The following is a 26,564-nucleotide window of genomic DNA, read 5'->3' on the forward strand; positions in this document are numbered from 1 at the left end:
GTGATCGGCGCGTGGCTTTTCCCGGTCCTTGCGCTCACGCTGCTGATCTTCAACGGGCGTACCGGCTGGGTCGGCTCGCGCTTCGCAAACCGGCCTATGACGGTTATGGCCCTCGTCGTCGTTCTGGTGTTTTTCAGCTATCTCAGATTGCGGCCGTATCTCGGCTAAGGCCGGCCGCCGGTGGCGCGACGCGGCAGGACCTGGAGGGTGTCGTGGATTACGCGCTTCGCGTCTGGCCCACTTGATCGCTCGCGACTTCTCCTGTCATCCTGTTGTATCACTTCTGTATTCTCGGGTTCCCGAGCGGCCTGTCTGCAGCTGAGATGGTATTTGAGATGCGTGCCTCAAAGGGCAAAGAGCGGGTTGTGGACGCGGGATCGACTCATGCGTCGCATTGGAACACTTGTCGTGGTGGCGGCTGTTTTGGTCTGCGTGCCGATTCGGGCGCAGCCGGCTGACCTGCTGGAGGCCGCTATCGCCGGTGGCATCAAGGCCGCTGCCGGTGTTATGGCGGGCCCGCGGCCCTTCGTGGAAATCGTGTGCCCCTATATGCAGCTTCAGGCTGAGCAGCGCGGACTGCCGCCCATGCCGTTCGTGCGTCTCATCTGGCGCGAAAGCCATTTCAATCCCAACGCCGTGAGCCCCAAAGGCGCACAAGGCATCGCCCAGTTCATGCCGGGCACGGCGGAGAGAGTTGGGCTCGACAATCCGTTCGAGCCAATTTCTGCGATCAGGCACTCGGCGAGCCTTTTGGCTGATCTAAACCAGCTGTTCGGCAATTTCGGCCTGGCGGCTGCGGCCTACAATGCCGGGGAAGAGCGTGTCCAAGGCTGGCTCAAAGGCAAACGGACCTTGCCGGGCGAGACCCGGGCCTATGTGCGGTTCGTTACGGGCCGTATCGCCGAGGACTGGAAAGAGGAGGGGGCCCAACTCCCCGAGGCGCTCCGCATCGAAGGCGATGTAGTCCAGGATTCGTGCAAGAAGCTCGCGCCGTTGGTGGTTCGCGCGTTTTTCGGCGCGCCCGGCCCGCTGACCACCAGTTCGCGCTGGCGCCCCTGGGGCGCCCATGTGTCGACGGCGTTTTCGAAATCAAAGGCGCTGGCGAAGTATTCGCGGCTCAAGCATGCTCATTCGCGCGTGCTGGGAGATACGCAGCCCTATGTCTTTCCGAAGCGAAATCGCAGCCGCGGGCGGCGTCCTCTTTACATGGTGCAGATAGGGGCAAGCAGCCGCGGTGAGGCCCAAAAAGTTTGCGCCGCCCTCCGTCGGGATGGCGGCGCCTGTATCGTCAGGAAAAATTAGCGACTGCCGGCAGCGAGGCCGACAGCCGCTAGATTGGCGCGACCTTAGAATGAGATGGTCGTGTTGGCCCAGAGCGTACCGTTCCGCTCGAGCTGGAACCCATTGACGTTTTCGTCCACGGGCTGGAGCCACTCGGCGGAGAGCCGCAAGCCCGCCAGCGGACCGCTCGGCACCACCGTGTTGATGCCGAAGCCGATGTCCCAGAACGTTCCACCGTAATTGTACTGAAGGTCGGGCGGGCTCGAATGGTTGTGCGGGCCGTTGTAGTGCCCTCCGATTTTGCCCTGCTCGGTATAGAGCCCGCGAACGGACGCCGAGATCCAGTTAGCGAGGCGATAGCTACCCCAACCGGTCACTTGCAAAACGTCGCCGAGCCGGTAGCCGGAGTCGTTCTCTCCCTCCATGCGTACGACACCGAGGACCTGCGCACCCCAGGCCAGGCGATCCGCGCGGCCCGTATAGGTGATGCTGGGCAGGAAGTCCCAGGTTCCGGATCCCGGCTGCATCATGTAGTGGGTGAAGGTGCCCCCCATCTTCTTATTTACCGACCCTGTCGGCGCGCTGAACATGGGCGAGAATTGCAGGTGATAGCCCGGGCCCTCGGCCAGCCGGAGTTCGGGACCGAAGATCGTGTCGCCCCATCCCTCCGTGCCATGGGCATGGCCCCCGCTGTGCGCGTGGGTGCCGTGCGACATCATCTCATCCATCTCGCTGTCCATGGACATATCCACAGAGTCGCTATGCCTCATGGAGCCGCCATGATCCATGCCTCCATGGCCCATATGGCCCGCAGTCGGCTTCAGCGAGCGCATCTTCATGTCATGGCTCATGTACATCGGCATCACCATCAGGGTCATCCAGTCTGTGGGCGCGTACATGATGTCCAGCATGTACATGTTCATGGACATGCTGGTTGGAACCATCGAGCAGTTGTGAGATCCGCAGCCCCGATCGATGATTATTTGGTCGCTGGCTTTGCTCCCCCCATGGAGAATGTCGCCGCTTTCGCTGGTATGCGCGTAGCGTAAGCCGACCATCCATTCGCCGGCCTTATGCATGTGATCGAACATGACGCCGGCCGGCGCATGCGTGTCGGGAAGCGGCCCCGTGCTGAGATCGGAATCCGCGATGGCCTGGCCTGAGGCCCATGCGACGCCCACGGCTAGACAGAGACCAAGCGCCGGAATCCGCCGGCGCGAGATTGAGATTTTCATTGATACCCCCGAAGAGCGCCGGTTTTGACCGGTCGTCTCCTGCGTTGTCGGTGATGTTGGGTGTGACGCGAAGATTTCGCATACCGAACCAGCGGCATGCGAAGACGAGATCACGAAGTTGGAAAAACCTTGGGTTTACGCGCGGGGAGGCGCGCGCGGCTGACTCTGAGCCAGCAAGGCGGCATCATAGACCGTCTGCGCGTGGCGATTTTGGCTCGCAGGCGAGGCCAAGGAACCTGGGGCCACGAGATACGCAAACGTTCCCAGAACCGCGCCACCGCATGCCCCACCGCAGCCTTGGCGGCAGCTCATATGGCAGCACTGGCAATCGGCGCCGTTCTGGCTCTGCTTTTGGCTGTCAGGTGCGAAGGTTCCGGGCGGAACCTGGCTTGACGTGCGCGTGGTGCAGATGATGCCGGCAGAATCGGAGCCCGTGGCCAGCATGGCCGCATGGGCGGTCGTAGAGACCGGAATTACCAGCGACTGGAGCAACAAGCCCCAGACCATGATGAGTCCGATCCAATCTCGTTCCTTGCGGAGCCAGCGCATAGGAGTCCTTGAGTTTCTGTCCATTCCCGTCAACAAAGACAACGCGAATGGATTATGGCTTTTCGCCAATGGTGAAGTGTTGATTTAGCGCAACTTTTGGTCACGCGTCCACTCATTAGCCTGCGTCGAACTCGCTGGGGAGGGCTTCATTTACGATCTACGACGTGCGCGAGGGGACCATCATGTCCCAGACGGGTGTTCCTCGGGTCACTGAGGAGGCTGTTTGGATCGACCTGCTCAACCCAACCCAGGAAGAAGAAGGCATCATCGAGCGGGGGCTGAAATGCGATGTCCCGACGCGCGAGGAGTTGCAGGAAATCGAGGCGTCCAGCCGACTTTATCAGGAGGACGGCGCGTTCTTCATGACGGCGACGCTGGTGTTCAAGGGTGGTGGGAGCGAGGCGCAAGTCACGCCGGCGACATTTATCCTGGTCGGCAATCGTCTGCTGACCGTGCGCTATGCCGAGCCCGGCGCCTTCGCCTTGTTTCTCACGCGCTGCAGCGGGCAGGAGATGGACCTGAACAAAGGCTGCATGGTGCTGATCGGCCTCTTGGAGGCGGTCGTCGATCGGCTGGTAGGCTTCATCGAACATATCCAGGCGCAGGTGGAACAGCTGTCCCATTCCGTGTTCAAGAACACGGGGACCGTAGCCAAGCGCCAGCGCCGCTACGATGTGGTGCTGCAGAACATTGGCCACGAGGGAGAGGTCGTCTCGAAAGTCCGCGAGAGCTGTCACTCGCTCGGGCGCCTGCTTACCTACCTTGCTTACGCGGTCAATGAGCGCAAGGAGGGCAAGGTAGTCACCTCGCGGGTGCGCGCGGCCGTGCGCGATGTCAATTCGCTGACGGATCACGCCACGTTCTTGTCCGGCAAGATCGTGTTCCTTCTCGATGCGACGCTGGGTATGATCCAGATTCAGCAGAACGACATCATCAAGATTTTCTCGGTGGCAGCCGTCGTCTTTCTGCCGCCGACATTGATTGCATCGATTTACGGGATGAATTTCCAGGATATGCCGGAACTCAACTGGGTCCTCGGTTACCCTGTAGCGCTCGGCATGATGATCCTATTTGCGATACTGCCTTATCTTTATTTCAAGCATAAAGGCTGGCTCGAGAGATTGGGGTTGCACTGCGGGCCCGTGATCGCCACATTTTGGCTCGAGCGTATGCTTGTGGTCATAATTACGATGAAGTGCTCGTGCGCTGGTAGTGCCCACGAATCCAGACACCCGAACCCCTGGATAGGAGGAACGATGACACGTCTGATAGTTTCCGGAATTCTATCGGCCTTCTGCGCCGCCGCCGTCTTTGCGCCTGCTTCTGCGGGCGCCACGCCCTCTGGGTTGACAATCCCTGCGGCCAAGGACGCCATCGTTCATGAGGCTGGCTGGCGTCGCCGAAGTCGCACCACCGTAGTCGATGCTCCGACAACGTCGGTGCGCACGAATGACTCGACCACCGACGTGCAGGCGCCCTTCACCGATGTTCGGACAAGCCGTCGTGGCACCTGGGTGCGTGCGCCGTTCGTCAATTTGTTCGTGCCGAAATAGCCTTCGACAATCGAATGTAAGCATTTCTGAAAACGCGGGAGGTCTTCCTCCCGCTTTTTTGTTTGCGCTATCGCCTCGTTACTTGAGCGCTAGAGCAGTGCTGAAAGGGTGAGGCTTGCGCCGGCACAGATGGCGAGCGTTGTGAGAGTGCCGAGCCGGGCGGCGAAGATCAGAATGGCGGCAAGCACCGAGAGTAGTGCGGCGTCCCACTGGAAGCTGCTGAGCTCCGGAGCCCAAAGGCGCAATGGGCCGTAGTCCGTGGCCGTCACGGTCTTGAAGATGACGTGAAGCGCGAACCACAGGCTCAAGTTCAAGATGACGCCGACCACCGCCGCCGTGACGCCACGTAAGGCGCCGGCCAGTTTCGGGTTGGCCCGCAGCTGTTCCACGTAAGGCGCGCCCGTGAAGATCCATAAGAAGCAGGGAGCGAACGTGGCCCATAGCGTGATGAGCGCGCCGAGAAGCCCGTAGGCCAGCGCCGTTTCGCCGCCTTGACGATAGGCGCCCAGAAAGCCGACGAACTCGGTAACGAGGATCAAGGGGCCGGGCGTCGTCTCAGCGAGCCCGAGTCCGTCCAGCATTTCGGGCGCGCTCAGCCAGCCATAGGTCTCGACCGCCTGCTGGGCCATGTAGGCCAGAACCGCATAGGCCCCGCCGAAGGTCACGATCGCGAGTTTCGAGAAGAATACGGACAGGTCCGAGAACACCGACGGGAAGAGCAGGCTCGCGACGACCAGCGGCACGATCCAGATGGCGAGCCACAGGCAGGCCGTGTGCATGGTTTTTATATGGGACACCGGCTCGGCATCGAGCGCGGGCGTGCCGGTCTCCGGCAGGCTCTCGGGCGCAATGCGTGCCAGCAGATAGCCGGCCAGCGCCGAGAGCGCCACGATGATTGGAAACGGCACCGCGAATAAGAAAATGGCAATAAACGCGAGCGCGGCGATAGCCCAGGCATGGGCGCCGTGGAGGGCGCGCTTCGCCACTTTGAGTAAGGCATCGACCACGATCACGAGTACGGCCGCTTTGATGCCGAGAAATGCCGCTTCGACCACGGGCGTCTGGCCGTACCACGCGTAGGCGATCGAGAGCGCTAGGACCACGGCGGCGCCGGGCAGAACGAACAGCAGACCGGCCACGATTCCGCCCAGCGTACCGTTGAGGCGCCAGCCCACATAGGTCGCAAGCTGCATGGCTTCCGGGCCCGGCAGTAGCATGCAGAAGTTTAGCGCGTGCAGAAAACGCTCATGGCCGATCCAGCCGCGCTCTTCCACGAGTTCCCGGTGCATGAGCGCGATCTGCCCCGCCGGACCGCCGAAGGAGATGATGCCGATCTTGGTCCAGACGGGGAGGGCCTCGCCCAGCGAGGGCGCGGGCGGACGGTCCGTCGCAGCGTTGGGCGTGTCCGCGGGGCTGGTATCCATAGTTTCTCCTAGCAGGGGATCGGGCCGCTCACCACCGGAGGAATTGGCCAGGCACACATGCGCGTGATAGGCAGATTCGGCGGAGGGTACCCAACCGATATGACAGAGGCGCAGCTTATTCAGGTAACGGTCTTTTTGGCTGCTGCCGCGATTGCCGCGCCCCTAGGCCGGTATCTCCATATCGGGGCCGTGCTCGGCTACCTTGCCGCGGGCGTCATTATCGGCCCCTACGTGTTCGGGCCGCTCTACGCACTGGACCATGTCGAGAAGGTCCTAAAATTCGGCGAGTTCGGCGTCGTCCTCCTTCTGTTTGTGATCGGCCTGGAACTGCGGCCTATGCGTCTTTGGGCCATGCGGTCGGCCATTTTCGGGCTTGGCGCGGCGCAGCTCGTTCTGACCGCGACCATTCTCGCCGGGATCGGGCTCGCGTTGGGCCTTGGGACGGGACAGGCCCTGTTTATCGGTCTTGCGCTGTCGCTCTCCTCGACCGCGTTCGCCTTGCAGGTTTTGGAGGAGAGAGGCGAACTCACCACGCGTCACGGGCGGCTCGCCTTCTCGGTCTTGCTGTTTCAGGACCTTGCGGCGATCCCGCTGATCGCGCTGGTCCCACTCTTCGCGCTTGGCGGTGAGGAGACCACGATGGATCTCGGCAGCGCCGGGATCGCCATCCTCACTATTGCCGGCGTGATCGTTGCCGGCCGGTTCCTCCTGAGCCGCCTCTATCGGCTTGTCGCGGCCGTAGGGGTGCGCGAGGCGATGACGGCCACGGCTCTGTTGACGGTAGTTGGCGTAGCCTTGCTCATGGAAGAAGTGGGGCTGTCCGCTGCGCTAGGTTCCTTCATTGCCGGCGCGCTCCTCGCCGATTCCGAGTATCGGCATCAGATCGAAGCGGATATTGCGCCCTTCGAAGGCCTACTGCTCGCGGTGTTCTTCATGGCCGTGGGCATGTCCATCGACCTGTCGGTTCTGGTGGCGCGGCCCGGCGCGCTGTTGTTCATCGTGGCGGTGCTGATCGCCGTGAAGCTCGCCATTCTTTATGGGCTCGGCTTGTGGTGGGGCCTAAAAAGCGCACCAGCCCGGCGGCTCGGGATCGTGCTCAGCCAAGGCGGCGAGTTCGCTTTCGTGCTGTTCTCCGTCGGCATCGTTGAAGGGGCGATCGACCGTGACACTGCCGGCCTTCTGACCCTTGCTGTCACGCTATCCATGGCGGCAACGCCGCTGTTGCTGCTTGCGGACGAAATGTTCGTGCGGGCCAGACAGAGCGCGGCGCCGGATTACGAAATGCCGCCGGAGGACGAGCAGCATGTGATCATCGCCGGATTCGGGCGTTTCGGGCAGATCGTCGCGCGCGTGCTGCGCGCCCGGCATATTCCGTTCACGGCGCTCGACAAGTCGATCGCGCAGGTCGACTTCGTGAAGCGCTTCGGCGCGAAGATCTATTATGGCGACGCAGGGCGTACCGATATCCTGCGCGCAGCAGGCGCCGGCAAGGCCAATGCCTTTGTGCTCGCTATCGACGATGTGGAGAGTTCATTGCGTGTGGCAGAGACGGTCCGCGCCAATTTTCCTGATCTCCCAATCTACGCCCGCGCGCGCGACCGTATCCATGTGCACAAGCTGACCGATCTTGGCGTCACGATCATTGAGCGCGAAACTTTTTTGGCCGCAATCAAGCTGACATCGGAGCTTCTGCGCGGCCTTGGCCTCAAGCCCAAGGAAGCCAAACGCCTCATCGATACGTTCAGGCGTCACGACGAGACGCGGCTCTTCAGCGACTACCAGTACTATACGGACCAGGAAAAGATGCACGCCAACGCGTTGTCCGCCGCCGTCGAGCTCGAAGATTTGTTCGCCCAGGACATGGAGGCGCTGGAGAATGGCGCGGCTAGCGGTGAGCTAAAAGATGATCGAGGATCATCCGATTGACCTTGGTCGGATGTGTGAACGGGCTCATATGCCCCACCCCCTTGAGGGTTTTCAACTCCACATTGGGAAGTGTCTTGCTCAAGAGCTCGGTCACGGCACGTGTGGGCGGCGGCGTTTTTGAGCCGAGGATCAGCAGGGTGGGCGCTTCGAATTCCGCATAGTCCAGTGCCGTGCTCTTGGCGTCGAGGGCAATGGAGAACTCAAGCGCGACTTTTGGGATCGTGGCGGCGATAGCGCTCTTGAAACTGTCGGGCGAAATCCACCAGCGCCACCGGCCGAGCCAATAGCCCATGAACGCGCCGGCAGCCTTTTTGTCGTCGCCCTTGGCGACGGGGTCGAGAACGGCGACGCTGAGCTTCTCCACGTCCTGCCACTCGGGCAGGTCCTCCAGGCGGAGCAGATGAAAGGAGACAGGCTCGATGAGCGTTAGGCTTTTGACCTTGTCCTTGAGAGTGGTCGCCGCCTCGAGCACCAGCGCCGCGCCATAGGAATGACCGACAAGGTGCAGCGGGCCCTCGGCCAGATCGGCAATCGCGAGCAGCGCCTCGACATCCGCCTCGATGGAAAAGGTCTTTTCAGCGGGCCAGTGGTCTGAGTTTCCGTAGCCGATAAAGTCCGGCGCCAGAACGCGCCAGTCTTCCGCCAAGATATCGATGAGCGGAGCCCACTCCTTATGGGAGGCGGCAGAGCAATGGCCGAGCAGCACCGAAGGGCCCTCGCCCTCGTCGAGATAGGCTATTTCGACATCGCCGGATTTCAAGTAGTTCACGAGCCGCCCCTCATCTGCTGCCCCGATCATTAGCGGGCTGGGCGATTCGCGTCTACCGGCTGCACCGCGCTAGTCGGCGGGTTCGAGCTCCGGCTCCTCGGCAGCGGCGGCCGCTTTCTGCACGGCCTTCTGCACTTTTTCGAACGCGCGGACCTCGATCTGGCGGATGCGCTCGCGGCTGACGCCGAATTCCATGGAGAGTTGCTCCAAGGTCAGCGGGTCTTCTGACAGGCGGCGCGCTTCGAAGACGCGGCGTTCCCGCTCGTTCAAGCCATCGAGCGCTTCATACAGCATGCCGTGGCGCTGCTCCTTTTCCTCGGAATCGGCCAAGGCGGTCTCCTGATCGACCGCGGTGTCGTCCACGAGCCAATCCATCCACTCGCCGCTCTCCGCATCGTTGCGTACAGGGGCATTGAGCGAGGAGTCCCCGCCGAGCCGACGGTTCATGGATACGACATCGGTTTCGCTGACGCCCAGCCGCGTAGCGATCAGCTTCACCTGATCGGGCCGCAAATCGCCCTCTTCAAGCGCCTTTAGCTGTCCCTTGATCTTCCGAAGGTTGAAGAACAGCTTCTTCTGCGCGGCCGTGGTGCCCATCTTCACGAGGCTCCACGAACGCAGGATATATTCCTGGATCGCGGCTCTGATCCACCACATCGCATAGGTCGCCAAGCGGAAACCCTTTTCCGGGTCGAAGCGTTTCACGGCCTGCATCAGGCCCACATTGCCTTCGGAGATGACTTCGCCAATGGGCAGGCCATAGCCGCGATAGCCCATGGCGATGCGCGCCACGAGCCGCAAATGCGACGTCACCAGCTGATGCGCCGCATCGCGATCGTCATGCTCGCGCCAGCTTTTGGCAAGCATGTACTCCTGCTGCGGCTCCAGCATCGGAAACTGTCTGATTTCTTCGAGATAGCGCGTCAGTCCGCCATGCGCGCTGACGCTCGGTAATCTCTTCGAGGCCATGGCTATATTTCCCGGAACCCGTCTCCTGCAAGGGCGCTCAAGTCCCCGCATTTTCAATTAAGAATGTCCCTTGGCCCGTCCGTCTATAGGACGTTTCAGGCTTGCACGAAAGAGGGACTTATCATCACAGTTGCTTGAATTGTCGCACAATCTCGGCGAGATCGTCAGGGAGTTCGCTGTTAAATTCCATTAATGTCCCAGTCGAGGGATGTACGAATGCCAGATGCGCCGCATGGAGCGCTTGCCGGTCGAGAGATTGTATGGCATCGGCCAAGTCTTCGGGAAGTGTTCGCAGCTTCGATTTGAACCCCGGGCCGTAAAGAGGATCGCCCACGAGTGGATAGCCGTAATGGGCCATATGGACCCGCACCTGATGGGTCCGACCGGTTTCCAGCGTGCATTTAATGAGCGATGCGGCGGGGTCTTTCCCGTGACCGCCATAGGACTCAAACAACCGCCATTGGGTGGCGGCGAAGCGGCCCTTGTTCTTGGGCAGGACGGCCATCTTGGTCCGGCTCGCCCGGTGGCGTCCGAGCGGGGCCTCGATCCGCCCGTGAGGCCGGGAGGGTGCCCCCCAGACAAGCGCGAGATAACCGCGCGCCATGTCCCCGGTTCGTCCGTGGTCGGCGAATTGTTTGGCAAGCGCGCGATGGGCCCGGTCGGTCTTGGCGGCGACCATCAGGCCGCTTGTGTCCTTATCGAGCCGGTGGACGATGCCGGGCCGTGCCACGCCGCCAATCCCTGACAGGCTCGTCCCGCAATGAGCCAGTAGCGCGTTCACCAACGTGCCGTCAGGCTGGCCTGCGCCTGGATGCACCACAAGGCCCGCAGGCTTATCGATGACGATCAGGGCGTCGTCTTCGTAGACCACAGTGAGGGGGATCGCTTGCGCCTTAAGCTCCGGATCGGCGGCCGGGGGCAGGGTGAGTTCGAAAAACTCGCCTGGTTTGACCCGATATTTCACGTCCTCTATGGTCGCGCGGCTCGAGGCGCTGCCCGCGATGCGCACTTGACCTTCGCGGATCAGCGCCTGGATGCGCGTGCGGCTTATGTCGGGAAGCGCGTCGGTCAAGAACCGGTCGAGCCGCTCACCGATTTGGGTCGCGTCCACCTCGGCAACCAAGCGTCCGGTGTTAGTCTCTATGGCGTCTGTGTCCATCGAGGCGTCCGGATCGGTCGAGCTATCAGTTTCAGTCGGTGTCGTGCGCGGCATGTTTCGGAGTCTGTCATACGATGACAACGGCGGTCGACCCAGAGAATACGCCCATCGAAGGCACGGTGTTCACGCCGCGCCATGTGCGCCTGCTAAAAATCGCCGTGGTGGTGATGGGGATCATGATCTTGGCCGGGCTCGCCGCCGTAATCGCGGGCATGATCTTCCAGGCGTCGAAACTGGGCAAGAAGACGCCCAAACATGTGCCTGCCGCCACCGCGCCTGTTCTCTCCGGCGCCCTGTCGGCACTGACCATTCCCGAAGGCGGGGAGGTTGCCTCAATGGCGCTCGACGGGGGCCGGCTGGCGGTTCATCTGAGAACGCCGGGCGGCAGCGAAATCGCTATCGTGGATATTGCGACCGGCAAGGTCCTCACCCGCGTCAAGATCGACACAGGGCGGGCGCAGGCGCAATAAGCCTTGATCGTGACTTGGCTGAGAACTATAGGTTCTCGTTCGCGCGCCGGCCCCGTTCGTCTAGAGGCCTAGGACGCCGGCCTCTCACGCCGGAAACAGGGGTTCGATTCCCCTACGGGGCGCCAATTTTCAAAGAACAAGAGCCATCAGGGCGCTGTGGCCGCGCCGGTACACCGCTGGAGCGTTTCCCGACGCCCTTCAGCGGGCGTCGCTCATACGCCAAGTGCCGGCGTAGCGATTGAGGCCACCGGCGCTAGCTTCACATAGGTTTTCAGGAAACGGTCCCGGTTTTGCGTGATCCGGTTACGGGGCGCTTGCCGGACCCGCCTCGGCACAAGGGCCGAGGAGGAGTCCGATTGCGAGACATAAGATCCATCAACGCGGCGCGGTTCAAACCGCGCTCCCAGTCTGATCCATGATTTCTGGTTCGACCCTAGCCAATCATGCTTGCGTGAAGCGCGACGAGTTTCGGGGCCAAAGGCGATTCCATGGCTGCAGCAATGGCCAGAATGGCCGATCCGGCGATGAGTCTCATTGTCATGCGAGAGGGCAAGTACATGGGGGGTATCCTTCTCTAACAACAATTGGGGTTTCGGGTTTCGATCTATTAACCCTATCGGGTTCTTGGCGTTGCGGGGCTGACAATGAGAACACCGGATTTCACACATCGGTGAGCGCAATCTGGGCTGAACCTGGGCGTCCTAACCGAAACGGTCTTTCGGATTTGCATGCCTTGCCGGTTCGCAATAGGCATAATCTCAAGGTCCTGGCGTGCGCCGGGGCCGCACCGATCAACTGAAAGAATGGGCAGACTCGTTGCCAGATTCCTCGATGAAGCTTTGGGAGCAGGCGCTGATCGCCCTATCGGTGCTGGCCGTCGGCTTTTTGCTGATCGACCCGTTCATGCTCGAGCGGGCCAAGGCCATGTCGCCCGCCGCCCGCGATTTCTTCCGCGCCATCACGGATATCGGCCGCTCCAACTGGATGCTGATCCCGACCGCGACCATTATCGGCTTCGCGGTTCTGCTCCGGCGCAACCATATTGGTTTCCGGAACGCGGCCGGTTACGGGTTGATCATCCAGGCTGCTGGGTTCGCCTTTGTGAGCATTGGCGGCGCCGGGCTGATCGCGATGCTGTGCAAGAACATTCTGGGCCGGGCGCGTCCCAAGCTCTATGAGGAGCTCGGCCATTTCGACTTCACCTTGTTTGCGTTTGATGCCGACTACGCCTCCCTGCCGTCGGGCCACGCGACGTCAATCTTTGCGTTCGCGACGGTCGTGGCGATCCTCGTGCCGCGCTCTCGCGTCTTCGTCTACACGATCGCGGTCTGGGTCGCGTTCAGCCGGGTTCTGATCGGCGTTCACTACTTCACCGATGCGGTACTCGGCGCAATTTTGGGGACCGTATTTCCCTATATTGTCCGCGACCGCTTTGCGGCCCGGCGCTGGCTATTCGAGTATGCCCCGGGCGGCGGCTACCGGCTGCGGGGTTTGCGCACTCAGGCTTGGCTGGGCTGGCCTGCAGGCGTGCGCAGCTCTCATGACGCCGCGGGCGCACCGGCGCAGGAAGATTCGGCCAAGCAAGAGTGATTTCCGGCGCTGCCGGGGCCACGTCCAAACTTGCCGCCCCTGTTGACCCTTCGGTCTGTCCTTCCTATTTGCACTTTTTCGCCATAAGGCGCGGCTCGCGCCCCTTTCGGGCTTGAGGGCTCAAGGAGAGATATCGGAATGATAGAATGCCTGAAACGTACCATCGCCATTTTTGCCGTCATCGGTGCGACGCTGATGCCGGCGGTAGCCACGGCGCAGACGCTTACCCTGCAAGACGTTGCCAAGATGGAGGCGCGTCTCAACCTGGCGCCGGAGCAACGCGCGGCCGTTGAGCCGATCCTGCGGTCCTCGATGACCGCCCGCAGCACTTCGTTTCAAAAACATGGCGTGGACCTTAAGACCTGCAAACGCCCCGGCGCTCTGGGGCTCATCAGGCTCAATAAGGATATGAACAGGATCAACGAGGATACGCGCACGCGGCTGGCGGCGATCCTGACGGCGGCGCAGCTTCGCGAATACGACAAGATCGTTGCGGAACAGACGGTCATCGTGAAAAAGAAGATCATGTGCTGACCTCGGACCGTGTTCCGAGGCGGGTGGGCCGCCGACCGGCGAGGCCTGGCCCCTCAGCGCAACCAGCCGGGCGCGGTCCGCCTGTAAGGCTCCCAGGATGGCGATGTGGCGGTTCGGGTCAGAGGACCAAAGACCGGTCGGTCGCTCGCGCGCCTAATTGCGGGCGAGCCGCAGGAGTCGGGTGATCAGCTTGCGCTGGCCTTGTCGCGACCAATCGCCGATCTCCACCGGCGTCGCAGCGAGAATGTTCGGCAAATGTCGCGTGCGGTCGTACCATGCTGCCGTGGCCGTAATCGCTCTCTCACGGTACTGCGCACCGGCGCGTTCGCAGGCTACGAGCCGTTCCGGACCCGGCTCGTGTTTCGTCCGTAGACGGTCCATTGCTAATCTCGGTCCACCCTTTGCTTTCCGGTCCCTTTTGACAGGGTAGGGGAAGACGAGCGCTCGCGGGTTTCTTGAGGATAGGGCCTTCGTGGTAGGGCGGTGGCGTTACTGGGCGAAGGTTACCGCGATGACGACGCCCACCGCGAGGACGGCCAGCGACACGGCGCCCATGACCCAGACCGGCGGGGAGGGCACATGGAACGCGGAGCCGCTTTCGGCTGCCTTCATTTTTGTAGCCATCGTCATTTCGGACATTTTCGCCGCCTCTGCCGCGCTGTCCTTGGAGCTTTCCTTGGACATGTCCATGCCCTCCATGGCTCCTACGCCGGAAGCCTGCGCGCCCTGGCCCTCAGGCCGCACGGTCATCATGCCGTGCTTCAGATGATGCGCCACGAGCCAATAATTCATGGGGTAGGCGCATAACGCGCCCACCATGAGCGCCAGCGACATGCGGAACCAGAATAGGGGCTGCAGGGGATCGTGGGCATCCGGGTTGCCTTGGAAGGCAAGTGCGGAGACCGGCAGCATGCCGCCCATGAGGCAGTTCATGGAGAGAAACTCCGAGCCGAACGTTCCTTTCAGGGCCTTCCAATAGGAGCCGAACATCTCGCCCATAAAGAGGGCCTGGAAGATGCTCCAGCCGAAGGCGAAGCCGAGGACGTATTCCAGCGCGAACTCGGCCATTAGGGGAAGTGCGATGAGGGCGCCGATCACCGCGCCGATCAGGATGCCGATGCCGTCTCCAGCGGCGCAATGCATGGTCGAGCCGAGCGCCTGGCGCCACCGCGCGGCCGCGTAGCGCTCATGGAGCCCCGGCAGAGGCTCGCGGCAGCCAAGGACATACAGAAATGCGCCGAAGGGTCCCGAATACGCGGTGAAGAGCACGAAGGCCCATTTCATCACCGGGTTCTCCGGTGTCGAGCGGATGTCGACGGCGACGAACACCAGTGAAAGCGCTGTTAGGATGAACCATAACAGCATGACCCCGTCGATCAGCATACGTCGCCCTCTCTATCCCAGCCTGTTACCCCGGGTACTGCCGTTCTACCCCGGAAATATGAAGCTTGCGTTCCGGACGTTGCGCCCCAATTCGCCCTGCCGAAAATATAGGCACTTTTGCTGTGCACGTGGCGTCGACATTGTCATTTTTCCCATGGCTGTTGCCTCCATGCTCTAGGGCAGGGACATCGTTCGCGTTAGGCTAAGGATCATCTTGCGAATCAGTGTTTTGCGGCGCAGCATTTGTGTGGACCGTCGGACAAGACGCGAAAGCCTTGGAAATCCGGCACTTCCTGCCGGTCGAAGGAACTTCGAAATGCATGTAGAACCGCCGAGTTCTGAGCATTTTGACGCAGGGTGCCCGTCATGGTCCAGTTTGCACGGGTCTTGCGAAGAGCAGGCTGATCTTGGGTAAACAAGCGGGCTGATGCTGCGATGCAACATCAGCTGACCATGCGGTAGCGAGAGTCCCAACCGGTCTGGAAGAGTTTCGGAAGGTAGCGGTCCAAAACGGACCCAGAGGAGTGGCGTTGGTGCAACCTTTGTGAAGGGGGCCAAATGCCTACGAGAACGACCCGAGTCAGAGCGGCTGCCCTGAGCCCTTCGGTTCAGGCTGTCAAACAGCCGCCCACGGCACCATCATGGACAATCGATGCAGCCATGCGGCTGCCCGAGGTGTTGTCTGCCGCGTTATTCCAGATGCTGTCCACCCGCCTCGCCGGGCTGCGCAGAATAGACGGCGTCGATCGGACCTTTGGGCCGATCCCACGCATTCCGTCTTCACGCCCGGCGGCACGTTTTTCCGAACAATCGATGCTCGCCGCACTGGCGGGCCAACCGGTCCCGTTGGAGGGCCTTACTCAGAATTGGGGAGCATAGATCATGCCGGTACCCATGCCATCTGTCATTGTCTTGATTGTCTGCAAGACGGTCATAGCCGGTCAGGCGGATCAAAATGCCGCCTATACTGGATACGAAAACCTCGAATGGGCCACCGAACATTCCAAGATGGTGTGCCGCCGCAAGGAGGTTCAGCTTTTCGACCAGTCCGAAGCCATGGGCGCCGCCGCGCAGCCGTTCAATCAGCAGCGCTGCCAGCGGGCCGGGATCAAACTTGGCGTCAATTGGGACCAGGCCCATCGCAGTTCGCATTACCGCTTCTGGCGCGTCGCTTGCCCGGTGCCGATCGTCGACACCAAGACCGGCGAAGTCATTGCCTGGAAGATGCCGGAATGCGGTCGCCGTGATATAATGGTTTGCGAGGTCGATACCGCGATCTAACGTCGAACAGCCTCGATCTTGCGAACGCGTTGGGATGCCCCCTGCATGGGGGCGAACTAGGCGGAGGAGGATCTTGGCGATGCCAACTCGAATCCCAATGTGGGCGAAAGTCACTGCCGGGTTGGTCCTTGCCGTGGTCCTGCTGGGATTTGCTGGCCTCAAAGCCACGTCCAACAAGTTCGGTCCGCTCGTTCAGCCGCACGGCACCACCTATTATGGCGGCGACGGACCAAAAGTCGCTACCGTACCGTGCAAATCCGAGAGCGAGATTCGCTCGGCCATTGCCCGAGTCCATGCCGAATTCGACCAGTATAGCGGCCCGCGGCTGAAGGCGTTCGAGAAACGGGCTGCGCATAAAAAGGGCCTGCCGCCGCTCCGCGTTGACACCCTCTATGTCATTACAGAGGATGACCAGATGAGGGATGGAAGAACAGTCCTGTTTATCGGTCTGAAGTCCGATTGCGTGAGCACGGTCTTCAGCTTTCCGACGCGGCTCTATCGTGAGCTGGCCGCCGGACAAGAGGGTGGCGTCTAATTCGGTGAAGGCCACGGTTCCCGACGGCGAACTCGTCTACGCGATCGGCGACATTCATGGGCGCAGGGATCTCTTGTCCGTGCTTCTGGCATTGATCGAGCAGGATGCGGCGCAGTCCGATTGTGCGAAAAAGATCCTGGTCTTTCTCGGTGACTATGTGGACCGGGGGCCGGACAGCCGCGGCGTGATCGAGAGGCTAATCGAAGGCTTGCCCGATGGCTTCGAAGCGCATTTTCTCAAGGGTAATCACGAACAGTTACTGCTGGATTTTCTGAAGGATCCCAATTGGCTGGCGCCCTGGCGCCGCAACGGCGGGGAGCCGACTCTGCTCTCCTATGGGGTCGATGTGGACCGGCTCGATCGCAGCGGCGCGCCGCCGGAGGCTTGGCGCGAGGCTTTTGCCCCGGCGCTTCCCGACAGTCATCTGAAATTTCTCGAGGGTCTCGGTCTGAACTGCGTCATCGGCGACTATGTGTTCGTGCATGCGGGCCTGCGCCCGGGCGTGCCGCTCTCCGACCAGGTTCCGGCAGATCTCCTCTGGATACGGAGCGAGTTTCTGGATGCGCAGGAACCGTTCGGCAAGGTTGTGGTCCATGGTCACACGCCCGAGCGCAAGCCCGTGGTTCGAGAAAATCGGATCGGGATCGATACGGCTGCGGTGTTCACGGGCTGCCTGACGGCGCTGCGCCTTGCGAATGGGACGCAGGACTTTCTGCGAACCCCACCGTAGGTGCGCGCCTTAGCCGCGCCGTTCGGGACTGTCCGCCACGAGGCCGCGAAGCCGGCTTGTGAGGCTCCCGCCGGATTTCTCCGACTGACGTTTGGCGCGCCGCGCGGCAAAACGCTTGGACAGGTTGCGCGATGCCTCTTCCGGCTCCTCCGCGTCCTCGCCGGCATAGGCTTCCTCGTACTCCGCCTCGCCACCGGCCTCATCCGGCTGGTCTTCTTGGTCCTGCGGGTCCTGGTCCCGGGTGTCGTAGTGTCCGGCGATCTCGTAGGTCTCGTAGTCCTCTTTGATCTCTAAGTCGTCCTCGCCGTCATACGTCTCTGCCGCGGGACCGGTCTCTTCCGCCGCATAAGCCTCTTCGGCTGAATAGGTTTCCTCCGGCTCGTGCGGCTCGGCGGGTGCTTCTTCAGCGTAGGCCGCCTCTTGCTGCGGTTCGGCGTAGGCCGTCTCCGCGTAGCCGGCTGCGCCATTGCCCGCATAGGCGGCGGCTCCATGCAGGGTGACGTTTTCTTCCTCGACGGCCATTTCGTGCTCAGCCGACGCGTCGTGGTCCGCTTCGGCCTTCGTATCCTCATAGGTCACGGCCTGAGCCGGCGTGGCTTGCCAGGACGGGGCCTGCTGCCGCGCGGTGCTAAGAATCTGAGAGGCGAGGTGGCTGAGTTCCCGGCGCAGGAAGGTGATTTCCTCCCCGCTGGTCCGCACACGCTCCAACTCTTCCTGGGTCCGTGAGAGTTCCGCCGCCAGGCGTTGGCTCTCGGCGACGGCGCGGGCATCGGTTTTGGCCGAGCCGCGGCCTGCCGCGCTGCCGCTTTCGAGAGATAGCCTGAGCTGATCAATATCGGCACGCTGGTTGTGGAAGGTCGCGCGGGCGACTTTCAGAGCGTCCGATTGGGAGGCGACCGTCGTGCGGAGTTCGGCATTCACCGTTTCCAGGTCCGACAAGGCTTTCTTGGCGGCCTTCAGCCGCGCATCGAGATCGGGTAGGCGCCGTTTGATGGTCTGCTGCAGCACGCGGTTGGCGTTTTCGGCTTCGTGCAACTCGCCTTTGACGGACTCAAGATTGCCGTTCAGCTTCTGAATCTCGACGCGGCGCTTGTTGGCCTCGATCAACTCACGCGCCGCCTTCTCTTTCGATTTCTCGAGACCGACTTCGACTTTGCGGAGCTGAATGGCGAAATCGGCGCGAATCTGGTCCTTGTCGGCCTGGATCTCGGCAAGCGTCATGGGCATCGTGGCTTCGAGCCGGCGCGTCGTGAGCTTGACGGCGCGGTTCCACAATGGGGGCGCGAGCATTAGGCCGAGCAGGCATCCCAAGAAGAAGCCCAACGCCCCGAACATGAACCACTCGATCATCAAGGCCTTTGATTCCTTGAAAAGAGGCCGCGTCAGCGCCTCAGATTGGCGCTGCATGCCAGCGCTCCATGTGCCGCCCGCGCCATGCGCGAAGCCCATCGGGCACACCAATAACTTGCGCGCCCGATTATCCACGACCCGCAAGACTCGTGCTACAGCTTCATTAGCGCCTATTTAGAACGGATTCCAGGTCGGCTGGCGAGTATACTTCAAATAGCCGACATTTGCGCCCAGTCTAAGGCCGACACCTGAGCGTATGGGGGCGAGAATGAGTTCGTCCCGCGCCAGATAGGTGACGCCGACGCCGCCGACCAGATAGGCCGATCCATCCACACCAGCGAATTTGTTGTAGATCTGGTTGGGATCATGAAGATTGTACACCAAAACCATGGTCTTGGAGCCTTCGGCGCCGAAATCGTAGCCTACCGACGGGCCCTGCCAGAAGACGCGATGCTGCTGACCGGAGGCGGTGTGTAGAGTGCCTTCGCCATAACGCAGACCCGCGACGAACGCGCCGCCCGCTTCCTCGCCGATGATGTAGCCGTTGGGCCGTCCCGACCGCTGGAACGTGTATTCGACGGCGGACGCAAACCCCGACGAGACTTTTCCGAAAAACTGGTGACCGGCGCTTTTGATCTCCTCGGGGGAAAAATCGTCCGAGGCGCCATCCAGTTTCTCCGAGGCATATCCTTTCGCCGGGACGTAGGTCTGCTCGGATCGGTAGGCCTGCTGCTGATAGGTCGGCTGCGGCGTCGTCTGTTGGGGCGCTGGCGCGGCCGGCGTACCCCTCGGCGCGGACGCGGGGTCCGGCACGTAGGCGTTCGTTTGCGGGTACGTCCCGTTCGCGGTCGCGTTCGGAACCGACATCGTGTTGGGCAACGTGTTTTGCGCCGTTGAGTCGGATGTCAGGACAACGCTGAAAAGGATTGCCGACGTTGCGGCGATCGCGATGCTCGTATTACGCATGACTAAAGCCCTCTGGCGCGAGCGCCGGCGAAATGGCCGGACACAGAGACACGACGCCCCTGCCGCAATTGTTGACCGAAAGCGTTACCAAACGGTGGAAGGCTTACCGGGGCGTTAAGACGGTGCGGCCCCAGGCAATGAAGTTTGAATTTTTTAGTCCGGCGTCTGTTTTGCCATAACCGAAGCGTGCACCCTTGGCGTCCAGAACGTGACCCCCGGCGGCTTCCAGCACGGCCTGGCCAGCCGCCGTGTCCCATTCCATGGTGGGGGCGAGGCGCGGATAGAGGTCCGCGTTGCCGCGGGCGATTTCCAGGAATTTGACCGACGATCCCGCGCCGCTGCGCTCGGTCACGGAAAATCCTTTCAGGAACTCCTCGGTCTTTCCGTCCAGATGAGACAGGCTGACAAGCGCCGTGAGGTTCTCCGGGTTCGCGGCCCGCGCGTGCAGCCGATTGTGCTTGAGTGCGCTCAGATCGGCACCGTCGGCGCTCGGCGCCATCTCGGCCTCGATGGCGACGCCGTCGGCGATCGTAACCGTGAGAAGCGCGCGCGCCGGCGCGTAAACAAGGCCGAAACAAGGGAACCGGTCCTCGATCAGCCCGACATTGACCGTGAAGTCGGTGCGCGTCTTGATGAATTCCTTGGTGCCGTCCAGCGGGTCGACCAGGAAGAACGTCCGGCCCAGGGGAGCTTTCCGGTCGGCTGCGGTTTCCTCCGACACCACGGGGATGGACGGCGCGAAATCGCGCAGCGCGGCGGTAAGAATGGCGTCGGCGTCCCGGTCCGCCCTGGTCACGGGGGTGTCGTCGTCCTTGTACTCAATTCCATCCGTGGAGCCGTAATGGGACATGATCGCAGCGCCCGCTTTTGCTGCGGCATCGGTCAGAACCTGTGCGGCGGCGCTGAGATCGAAGACAGTCGTCTGCTCGGCAAGCGCCGCTGTTGTATGTCTTGGTGCTGACAAGGCAAGATGCTCCAAAGGGCTGTGATTCGTTCCGCGTGTCTTGGATGATTGCGCCCTTCCTGTAACAGAATTTCGTACCTAGGCCACGATAACTCCGCGGGGGTCCTGCGGACGCGACAAGGAGCAAGCCATGTCGGAGCCGATCGTGCTCGGCGATCTCGATCTTGCGGCGTTGGTTTCCAGCCGCATCTGTCATGACGTCATCAACCCGGTTTCGGCCATTTCCAACGGTTTGGAGATGTTGGCTGAGGAGCCGGACGACGAGATGCGCGCCGCTGCGATGGATTTGATCCTCAAGAGCGCTAATCAAGCGTCCGCCAAGCTGCAATTTGCCCGAATTGCTTTCGGTGCGGCGGGCTCGGCCGGGGCCGAAGTTGACACCCGCGATGCAGAAAAGGTGGCTCAGGCCTTCGTAGGCACCAGCGAAAAACATGAGCTTGTCTGGGAGGGGCCGGCGCTGATCCTGCCAAAGAACAAAGTCAAGCTGTTGCTCAACCTGGTCGGGCTCGGAATGGTTGCCTTGCCACGCGGTGGCACAGTTAGTGCAGTGATTTCCGGTGATAGTGAGGACTTATCCTATGTGATTACCGCGACGGGTAAGGCAGCGCGCCTCGCCGAGCCAGTCCAAGCGCTGCTGGCCGGCGACGCCGTCGGCGAGGTCGATGCACATTCGATCCAGCCTTACTACGCGTCGCGCGTGGCGCAGGCCTCCGGCATGACGGTGACGACCGAATCGGGTGAGGATGAGGTTGTGTTAACGGCGCGCTAGTCCGTTAACGACAGCCTCTGGTCTCAACAGGCGCCACGGCCATGACTGTGCGACCGGTCGCCAACGGACCGTAAACCAGAAATCGTGGACAATCCGCCAAGCAATTTGAGCGGTCCTTAGTACGACGCGAATCTTGTTCGCTTCGCGCCGCGGTCTGTCATGGCCGACCTTCTAGCGGAATTCCTGGTTGAAATGGGCGAGCAGCTTGACGAGCTCGACGCGCCTCGTGCGCTTCGAGCAGGCGCCGAACGATGCCGAGATGTTCAACACGATTTTCCGTGTCGCGCACACCATCATGGGAACCAGCGGTTTTTTCGATTTGCCGCGTCTGGCAAAGCTAGCCCACGCCGCCGAAGCCCTCATGGGGCACTATCGAGACGGCCCGCCTGTCTCCGCGGAGGGCATCACCATCATTCTGGTGAGTCTCGAACGGTTCAAGGAAATTCTGGCGCAGCTCGGGCGCGACGGCGCGGAACCGCAAGGCTCAGACGACGATCTCATCCAGAGACTTGAGGCTTTGACTGAGGAGCAGGATTCGCCCGGGAAGCAGACTTCCGACGAGGAGCAGGAAACATCGCCGCGGCTAGGCGGCGCGGGCGAAAGCGTGCAGCCTCAGGCTGCGACAGACAAGGAACCTGCGCCTTCGCCGGTCACGATCACCTCGATGCCCTGGAGCGGGCTCGGCACGAGGCCCCAGCCGCGCCGGTAACAGCCCAGCCGGACCGTCTTGCGGAGGTTCCGGGTGCGTCCGAAATCGTAGATCCGACTACGGACTATATCTTTGAGGCGCCCGCCAGCGCGGAGCCGCAAGAGCCGCTAAATTTTTGTGGATTGAGGCCGGCGCCTAAATGGAAAAATGGCCGGGATGAGCCCAGCCATTTTCGTATCCAACAATCGAGACTTCCGAGACTTACGCGGCGGCTTCGCCGCTATCCACCTCTTCCTCCGGGTTACGCAGCACGTAGCCGCGTCCCCAGACCGTCTCGATGTAATGCTTCCCGCCGGTCGCCGCTGCGAGCTTTTTGCGCAACTTACAGATGAAGACGTCGATGATCTTCAGTTCCGGCTCGTCCATGCCGCCATAAAGATGGTTCAGGAACATCTCCTTGGTCAGCGTCGTGCCCTTCCGCAAGGAGAGCAGTTCGAGCATCTGGTATTCCTTGCCGGTCAGATGGACGCGCTGGCCGTTCACATCGACCGTCTTGGTGTCGAGATTGACCTTCAGGCCGCCTGTCTGGATGACAGACTGCGCATGTCCCTTGGAGCGCCGCACGATGGCATGGATGCGTGCCACCAACTCGTCCTTGTGGAAAGGCTTGGTCATGTAGTCGTCGGCGCCGAAACCGAGGCCGCGTACCTTGTCCTCGATGCCTGCAAGGCCCGAAAGGATAAGGATTGGCGTCTGAACCTTGCTGACCCGCAAGGATTTCAAGACTTCGTAGCCGCTCATATCTGGCAAATTTAAGTCCAAAAGAATGATGTCGTAGTCGTAGATCTTGCCGAGATCGACACCCTCTTCGCCGAGATCAGTCTTATAGACGTTAAAGCCTTCAGACTGCAGCATTAGCTCAATGCTCTGAGCCGTGGCGCTGTCATCCTCGATCAGAAGAACCCGCATTTTAATCCCCCGCCTTCTATAATTCCTGGCTGTCCCCTGACCCAATACATCGGACGCTGATTGGTTAATTTCGAATCAAGAAGTTAATGGGCAATAGTTAACAAAAACTAATCAACAGGAAAGTGCTAACCAAGACCGCTAACCAAGCCTGTCTCAGCCCGGGTCCCTCGATCGCTTAGATGCAATTCATATGGTTTACCGGCGCTTAAGTCCTCTCGGCGATGATCTTGCGTGAAGGGGCGGGGGGAACCGGTCCTTGAGACTTGTTTAGGGGCCGTTTTTGGGGTGCGGGGTATAGTAATGCCCGGCGGTCAATATTCGGCTCGTGTAATCTAAAGAGTATTGTCCGCGGGTGTGCGGACACCGAACAGGCTTGAGGGTATTGAGTATGAAGTCACGCGACGCAGTCATCCGTTTGAAGCGCTTCGAGGTCGACGAGAGGCGCCGCAAACTTGCCGATATCGAGTCCATGATCGCCGAGTTTAACGACATGGCGGTGGATCTCGACCGGCAGATCGCCGTCGAGCAGGAGCGCGCCGGCGTTACCGATGTTAACCACTACGCCTATCCGACCTTTGCCAAGGCGGCCATACAGCGCCGGGACAATCTAGCGGTGTCGGTGGCCGGCCTAGAGGCCAAGTTTGCCGCCGCCAAGGGCGAGCTAGCCGAATCCGAAGAAGAGCTTCGGAAGATTGAGTTCATGCAAGGGCGCGACTCCGATGGAGCGCGGGACGAAGTGCCCGCGCCCGAGTTCGGCATGCTGGGCGTCCAGCGCGTCGCAGGTTAAGGTCGGCTCGCGGCGTTCTCAAGGGTTCGGCGGCGGCGGGCGGCAATGGTCCGCCCGATCCCGCCTGCAGGACTCCGGACGCAGGAACGTAGAAACGCTCAAAACCACGGAGGCACGGCCATGCCGTCTTTCGATATTGTCTCCAAGACGGACCTTCCGGACGTCGATAACGCGCTCGCGAACATGACGCGCGAGATGAGCCAGCGTTACGACTTCAAAGGCTCAGCATCCAAGATCGAGCGGAACGAGGGCGTCATGGTTATACACGCGGACGACGATCTGAAGCTCAAGCAAATGCACGAGTTGCTGCAAGGCCATCTCGCCAAGCGGGGGATCGAAGCAGGTGTGGTCGATTACCAGGCCGTGGAGAAAGCGGCCGGCCAGTCGGTCCGGCAGAACGTGCTGCTCCGCCAGGGCATCGATAAGGAACTCGCCAAGCGCATCGTCAAAGAGGTCAAGGGCAGCAAGCTCAAAGTGCAGGTCTCCATTCAGGGTGATGAGCTGCGCGTCACCGGCAAGAAGCGCGACGATCTGCAGGCGGCTATCCAGTTCGTGAAGGGCCTCGGCATCGAACAGCCGCTTCAGTTCGAGAATTTCCGGGACTGACTTCGGGTGAAGGGCACGCGCGGACAGCCATATCTATGGCTCGCGGTAGTCGCCGTAACGGTTGCCGCATGACGCCGCCTCAGGCGGCCAAGATGCAATACGACATCAATCGCTGGAAAGGCGGCCAGACGAATTGCAGTCGCGCCGTGCCGAAGAGCAGCACTTAAGCCTGCCTTTTATGGGGCTGACTGAGCGGATAATGCTGCCCCACCCTCAATTGCATTTTCGACTGGGACCGCCCACTTTGTGGGCGATGCGCTTGGCAGTATCTTCGCAACCGGCAAAGCCCAAACCACGCACCTCTAAGCCATGATTTCGGTCATCATCATCGTTGTGCTTGTGGTTGTCCTGCTTCTGATCGCAAGACGCAGCAGCAAAAACCGGGACGCGATCTTAATAGAAGTCTTATTGGGGGTCGCGGGATCCGTCGCGGCAGCCATTGTCGTCACGTCTTTTCCCAAGGTCGATACGGATAACTTATTGGGTTACCTGGACTCCCAGCTCTACGAGGCGGTTTTCGGCAAAAAGGCCGACGACGCAACCAAAAAGGACGCGGCCGAGACAAAAGCGGTCACCATTAAAAAGAACGTCAGTTCCGATGACCGGAAGATCGAAGGGGTCTATGCGGGGCTCATCCGCGCGATCCAAAACGGCTCGGATGTTCTCTCGGAGAAGGCGTATATCCTGCGGGTCGATCCGGCCAAGAAGGAGAAGGTCCTTGAGATCTACCAGGGCGGCGACATCGAGTACAAAATCCGGATCAACGGAAAGCTCGAGAAGGACGGTGTGACTTGGGTCGGCGAGACCAAATCTGTCTTAAAAGGCGGGTCGTTCGTTCAGGACGATTTGAAGCTGCTCCTGTCCCCCGAAGTCGGGCGGATCGACTGGCACCAGCACGACAAGGTTCAGCACGTCGAGTCGATCGGCACGCTGCATAAGATCGATGAGGACACCGTCTCGGAGCGCATTAGCGCCATAAACAGGATCAAGAACAACATCTTCATCTGCAAGGAAGACAGCGCCAAAGCGGGCGACGTCGCATCGCAGTTCTTGTTCATTCCCGTAGCGGCCCTCGGCGCATCGAGGGCGCTCTCTCTGGAGGGCCCATCTTACGCCGACAAGCTGTTCTCGAAGATCATCTCTGGATCCGCCGCGCCGTACGGAGGGCCATACAACCTGCACATCAAGACCCGATTCAAGAGCAACGACTTCCCGAATCTCACCGGCATGAACATGCTGAAGCCGGACTTGTCGTCTTTTGTCGGATTTTTCGACATCGAGTACAGCATCGGCGTCAATTTCATGAACCAGGAGATCAGCTGGTTCAAACAGACCTTCGGCGAGCCCGAGCCGTGCCGGGTGTTTTTTGTCGGATTTCCGCCGGGGCCGGCCGCGCCGGTCAACCCGACGAGTCCATGACCCAAACAAAATGGCCGGGGCGGCCCCGGCCATTCGAAACTCATCTCTTTTAGGGAAATAGCCCGGCTAGTTGCCGCGATAGTCCTGAATGCGGGTCGCGCGCAGGCCGGCGAGGCCATGCTTGTCGATGGAGCGCTGCCAGCTGAGGAACTCGTCTACGGTCAGCGTATAGCGGTCGCAGGCCTCTTCGAGGCTGAGGAGGCCACCGCGCACGGCGGCGACAACCTCCGCTTTCCGGCGGATGACCCAGCGGCGGGTATTCTTCGGGGGTAGGTCGGCGACGGTCAGCGGGCTGCCGTCCGGCCCGATGACGTATCGGACACGTGGCCTGTAATGTTCAGTCATCGTACGCAACACTCACAATACTTCGATGAACTACAATCAAGCGGGACCCTAGCAGCCCCCCATTTAAGAATTGCCTAAGCCGCGCGTTAAATAAGCAGCAAGGAAATCGCCAAAACTCTCTGAATTGTCTGAAAATTCTCGGCCCGTGCTATTGTCTCAAGGTGCGGTTTGCTGTCCCTGTGGCTTGCGTGGCGCCCGCGCGCTGCCTATGTTTTGGGACTTATGCAAACTGTCACAAGGGATTAGGGGACAGGTCAGCGTCCGCGCGGCGAAGCGTCGAGAAGCAGTCAGGTCGGGCCTCGCGCCACCACCGTCGTGACCAGCCCACCAGGCAGGGCCCTGATGGCGAAAG

The 26,564-nt window shown here is 61.1% G+C and carries 27 protein-coding genes and 1 tRNA gene; 15 read left to right on the forward strand and 13 right to left on the reverse strand.

All coding sequences use genetic code 11. From position 1 onward, the window contains the following. Positions 1-384: 384 nt before the first annotated feature. The gene (locus WBQ77_RS03375; RefSeq protein ID WP_424058931.1) at positions 385-1,302 is read left to right on the forward strand and encodes a lytic transglycosylase domain-containing protein; all 918 of its coding nucleotides are present in this window, start codon (positions 385-387) and stop codon (positions 1,300-1,302) included. A 44-nt stretch (positions 1,303-1,346) separates the two neighbouring features. Here WBQ77_RS03375 and WBQ77_RS03380 read toward each other — a convergent pair whose 3' ends face one another. Further along, positions 1,347-2,516, reverse strand: coding sequence for a transporter (locus WBQ77_RS03380; RefSeq protein ID WP_424058932.1), 1,170 nt, complete (start codon positions 2,514-2,516; stop codon positions 1,347-1,349). A gap of 135 nt (positions 2,517-2,651) precedes the next feature. Beyond that, positions 2,652-3,065: a hypothetical protein gene (locus WBQ77_RS03385; protein ID WP_424043956.1), complete on the reverse strand. Its 414-nt coding sequence runs from the start codon at positions 3,063-3,065 to the stop codon at positions 2,652-2,654. Between the two features lie 182 nt (positions 3,066-3,247). On the opposite strand from WBQ77_RS03385, the gene WBQ77_RS03390 reads away from it, so the two are divergent. After that, complete coding sequence (locus WBQ77_RS03390) at positions 3,248-4,618, forward strand: magnesium transporter CorA family protein (RefSeq protein WP_424043954.1); 1,371 nt, start codon at positions 3,248-3,250, stop codon at positions 4,616-4,618. An 89-nt stretch (positions 4,619-4,707) separates the two neighbouring features. Here WBQ77_RS03390 and chrA read toward each other — a convergent pair whose 3' ends face one another. After that, positions 4,708-6,042 carry a chromate efflux transporter gene (gene chrA / locus WBQ77_RS03395; RefSeq protein ID WP_424058934.1) on the reverse strand — a complete coding sequence of 445 codons (1,335 nt, stop codon included), beginning with the start codon at positions 6,040-6,042 and terminating at the stop codon, positions 4,708-4,710. Positions 6,043-6,141: 99 nt separating this feature from the next. Here chrA and WBQ77_RS03400 point away from each other — a divergent pair, with 99 nt between their 5' ends. After that, on the forward strand, positions 6,142-7,968 hold the full coding sequence (locus tag WBQ77_RS03400) for a monovalent cation:proton antiporter-2 (CPA2) family protein (RefSeq protein WP_424058936.1): 1,827 nt from the start codon (positions 6,142-6,144) through the stop codon (positions 7,966-7,968). Here WBQ77_RS03400 and WBQ77_RS03405 read toward each other — a convergent pair. From WBQ77_RS03405 to WBQ77_RS03415, 3 genes are all read right to left on the reverse strand, one after another. After that, positions 7,928-8,737: an alpha/beta fold hydrolase gene (locus tag WBQ77_RS03405; protein ID WP_424058938.1), complete on the reverse strand. Its 810-nt coding sequence runs from the start codon at positions 8,735-8,737 to the stop codon at positions 7,928-7,930. The two genes, WBQ77_RS03400 and WBQ77_RS03405, sit on opposite strands and share 41 nt — an antisense overlap. Before the next feature lie 69 nt (positions 8,738-8,806). Further along, positions 8,807-9,706 (reverse strand): RNA polymerase sigma factor RpoH, encoded by a 900-nt coding sequence (rpoH, locus tag WBQ77_RS03410; protein WP_424058940.1) that lies wholly within the window; start codon positions 9,704-9,706, stop codon positions 8,807-8,809. A gap of 124 nt (positions 9,707-9,830) precedes the next feature. Then, positions 9,831-10,919 carry an RluA family pseudouridine synthase gene (locus WBQ77_RS03415; RefSeq protein ID WP_424043945.1) on the reverse strand — a complete coding sequence of 363 codons (1,089 nt, stop codon included), beginning with the start codon at positions 10,917-10,919 and terminating at the stop codon, positions 9,831-9,833. 20 nt (positions 10,920-10,939) lie between these two features. Between WBQ77_RS03415 and WBQ77_RS03420 the strand changes: the two genes are divergently transcribed. The 4 genes from WBQ77_RS03420 (at position 10,940) to WBQ77_RS03435 (ending at position 13,459) form a co-directional block, all read left to right on the forward strand. After that, positions 10,940-11,335: a hypothetical protein gene (locus tag WBQ77_RS03420; protein ID WP_424043943.1), complete on the forward strand. Its 396-nt coding sequence runs from the start codon at positions 10,940-10,942 to the stop codon at positions 11,333-11,335. A gap of 49 nt (positions 11,336-11,384) precedes the next feature. Next, positions 11,385-11,460 (forward strand) — tRNA-Glu (locus tag WBQ77_RS03425). A 691-nt stretch (positions 11,461-12,151) separates the two neighbouring features. Continuing rightward, a complete protein-coding gene (locus WBQ77_RS03430) occupies positions 12,152-12,925 on the forward strand; it encodes a phosphatase PAP2 family protein (protein WP_424058942.1) in 774 nt (257 codons plus the stop codon). Positions 12,926-13,063: 138 nt separating this feature from the next. After that, on the forward strand, positions 13,064-13,459 hold the full coding sequence (locus WBQ77_RS03435) for a hypothetical protein (protein ID WP_424044825.1): 396 nt from the start codon (positions 13,064-13,066) through the stop codon (positions 13,457-13,459). Positions 13,460-13,612: 153 nt separating this feature from the next. Here WBQ77_RS03435 and WBQ77_RS03440 read toward each other — a convergent pair whose 3' ends face one another. Then, entirely contained in the window at positions 13,613-13,840 is a 228-nt protein-coding gene (locus WBQ77_RS03440; protein WP_424044824.1) for a hypothetical protein, read from the reverse strand. Between the two features lie 108 nt (positions 13,841-13,948). Then, positions 13,949-14,842, reverse strand: coding sequence for a DUF4396 domain-containing protein (locus WBQ77_RS03445; protein ID WP_424058945.1), 894 nt, complete (start codon positions 14,840-14,842; stop codon positions 13,949-13,951). A gap of 882 nt (positions 14,843-15,724) precedes the next feature. Between WBQ77_RS03445 and WBQ77_RS03450 the strand changes: the two genes are divergently transcribed. The 3 genes from WBQ77_RS03450 (at position 15,725) to WBQ77_RS03460 (ending at position 17,388) form a co-directional block, all read left to right on the forward strand. Then, a complete protein-coding gene (locus WBQ77_RS03450) occupies positions 15,725-16,123 on the forward strand; it encodes a hypothetical protein (protein ID WP_424043058.1) in 399 nt (132 codons plus the stop codon). Between the two features lie 79 nt (positions 16,124-16,202). Continuing rightward, on the forward strand, positions 16,203-16,658 hold the full coding sequence (locus WBQ77_RS03455) for a hypothetical protein (protein WP_424043057.1): 456 nt from the start codon (positions 16,203-16,205) through the stop codon (positions 16,656-16,658). Next, positions 16,648-17,388, forward strand: coding sequence for a metallophosphoesterase family protein (locus tag WBQ77_RS03460; protein WP_424058946.1), 741 nt, complete (start codon positions 16,648-16,650; stop codon positions 17,386-17,388). Before WBQ77_RS03455 ends, WBQ77_RS03460 begins: the two co-directional genes overlap by 11 nt. Positions 17,389-17,397: 9 nt before the next feature. Here the strand turns inward: WBQ77_RS03460 and WBQ77_RS03465 are convergent, their stop codons facing one another. The 3 genes from WBQ77_RS03465 to cysQ all read right to left on the reverse strand — a co-directional run bounded on the left by WBQ77_RS03465 (position 17,398) and on the right by cysQ (position 20,668). Then, on the reverse strand, positions 17,398-18,795 hold the full coding sequence (locus WBQ77_RS03465) for a hypothetical protein (protein ID WP_424058948.1): 1,398 nt from the start codon (positions 18,793-18,795) through the stop codon (positions 17,398-17,400). Positions 18,796-18,912: 117 nt separating this feature from the next. Beyond that, a complete protein-coding gene (locus WBQ77_RS03470; protein WP_424058949.1) occupies positions 18,913-19,704 on the reverse strand; it encodes a DUF1134 domain-containing protein in 792 nt (263 codons plus the stop codon). Between the two features lie 103 nt (positions 19,705-19,807). Then, entirely contained in the window at positions 19,808-20,668 is an 861-nt protein-coding gene (cysQ, locus tag WBQ77_RS03475; protein WP_424043050.1) for a 3'(2'),5'-bisphosphate nucleotidase CysQ, read from the reverse strand. Between the two features lie 130 nt (positions 20,669-20,798). Between cysQ and chpT the strand changes: the two genes are divergently transcribed. Continuing rightward, positions 20,799-21,437, forward strand: coding sequence for a histidine phosphotransferase ChpT (gene chpT / locus WBQ77_RS03480; RefSeq protein ID WP_424043049.1), 639 nt, complete (start codon positions 20,799-20,801; stop codon positions 21,435-21,437). Between the two features lie 205 nt (positions 21,438-21,642). Next, complete coding sequence (locus tag WBQ77_RS03485) at positions 21,643-22,146, forward strand: Hpt domain-containing protein (protein WP_424043047.1); 504 nt, start codon at positions 21,643-21,645, stop codon at positions 22,144-22,146. Positions 22,147-22,347: 201 nt separating this feature from the next. On the opposite strand, the gene ctrA is transcribed toward WBQ77_RS03485, so the two are convergent. Next, the gene (gene ctrA, locus WBQ77_RS03490; RefSeq protein WP_424043046.1) at positions 22,348-23,055 is read right to left on the reverse strand and encodes a response regulator transcription factor CtrA; all 708 of its coding nucleotides are present in this window, start codon (positions 23,053-23,055) and stop codon (positions 22,348-22,350) included. 388 nt (positions 23,056-23,443) lie between these two features. Between ctrA and WBQ77_RS03495 the strand changes: the two genes are divergently transcribed. The 3 genes from WBQ77_RS03495 (at position 23,444) to WBQ77_RS03505 (ending at position 25,867) form a co-directional block, all read left to right on the forward strand. Continuing rightward, the gene (locus tag WBQ77_RS03495) at positions 23,444-23,842 is read left to right on the forward strand and encodes a flagellar export protein FliJ (RefSeq protein ID WP_424043044.1); all 399 of its coding nucleotides are present in this window, start codon (positions 23,444-23,446) and stop codon (positions 23,840-23,842) included. A gap of 120 nt (positions 23,843-23,962) precedes the next feature. Then, entirely contained in the window at positions 23,963-24,448 is a 486-nt protein-coding gene (locus WBQ77_RS03500) for a YajQ family cyclic di-GMP-binding protein (RefSeq protein WP_424043042.1), read from the forward strand. Between the two features lie 309 nt (positions 24,449-24,757). Then, the gene (locus WBQ77_RS03505; protein WP_424058951.1) at positions 24,758-25,867 is read left to right on the forward strand and encodes a hypothetical protein; all 1,110 of its coding nucleotides are present in this window, start codon (positions 24,758-24,760) and stop codon (positions 25,865-25,867) included. A 66-nt stretch (positions 25,868-25,933) separates the two neighbouring features. On the opposite strand, the gene WBQ77_RS03510 is transcribed toward WBQ77_RS03505, so the two are convergent. Next, on the reverse strand, positions 25,934-26,212 hold the full coding sequence (locus WBQ77_RS03510) for a DUF1153 domain-containing protein (RefSeq protein ID WP_424041871.1): 279 nt from the start codon (positions 26,210-26,212) through the stop codon (positions 25,934-25,936). Between the last annotated feature and the right edge of the window lie 352 nt (positions 26,213-26,564).

The organism is Methyloceanibacter sp. (assembly GCF_049590335.1).
Taxonomy (GTDB): Bacteria; Pseudomonadota; Alphaproteobacteria; order Rhizobiales; family Methyloligellaceae; genus Methyloceanibacter.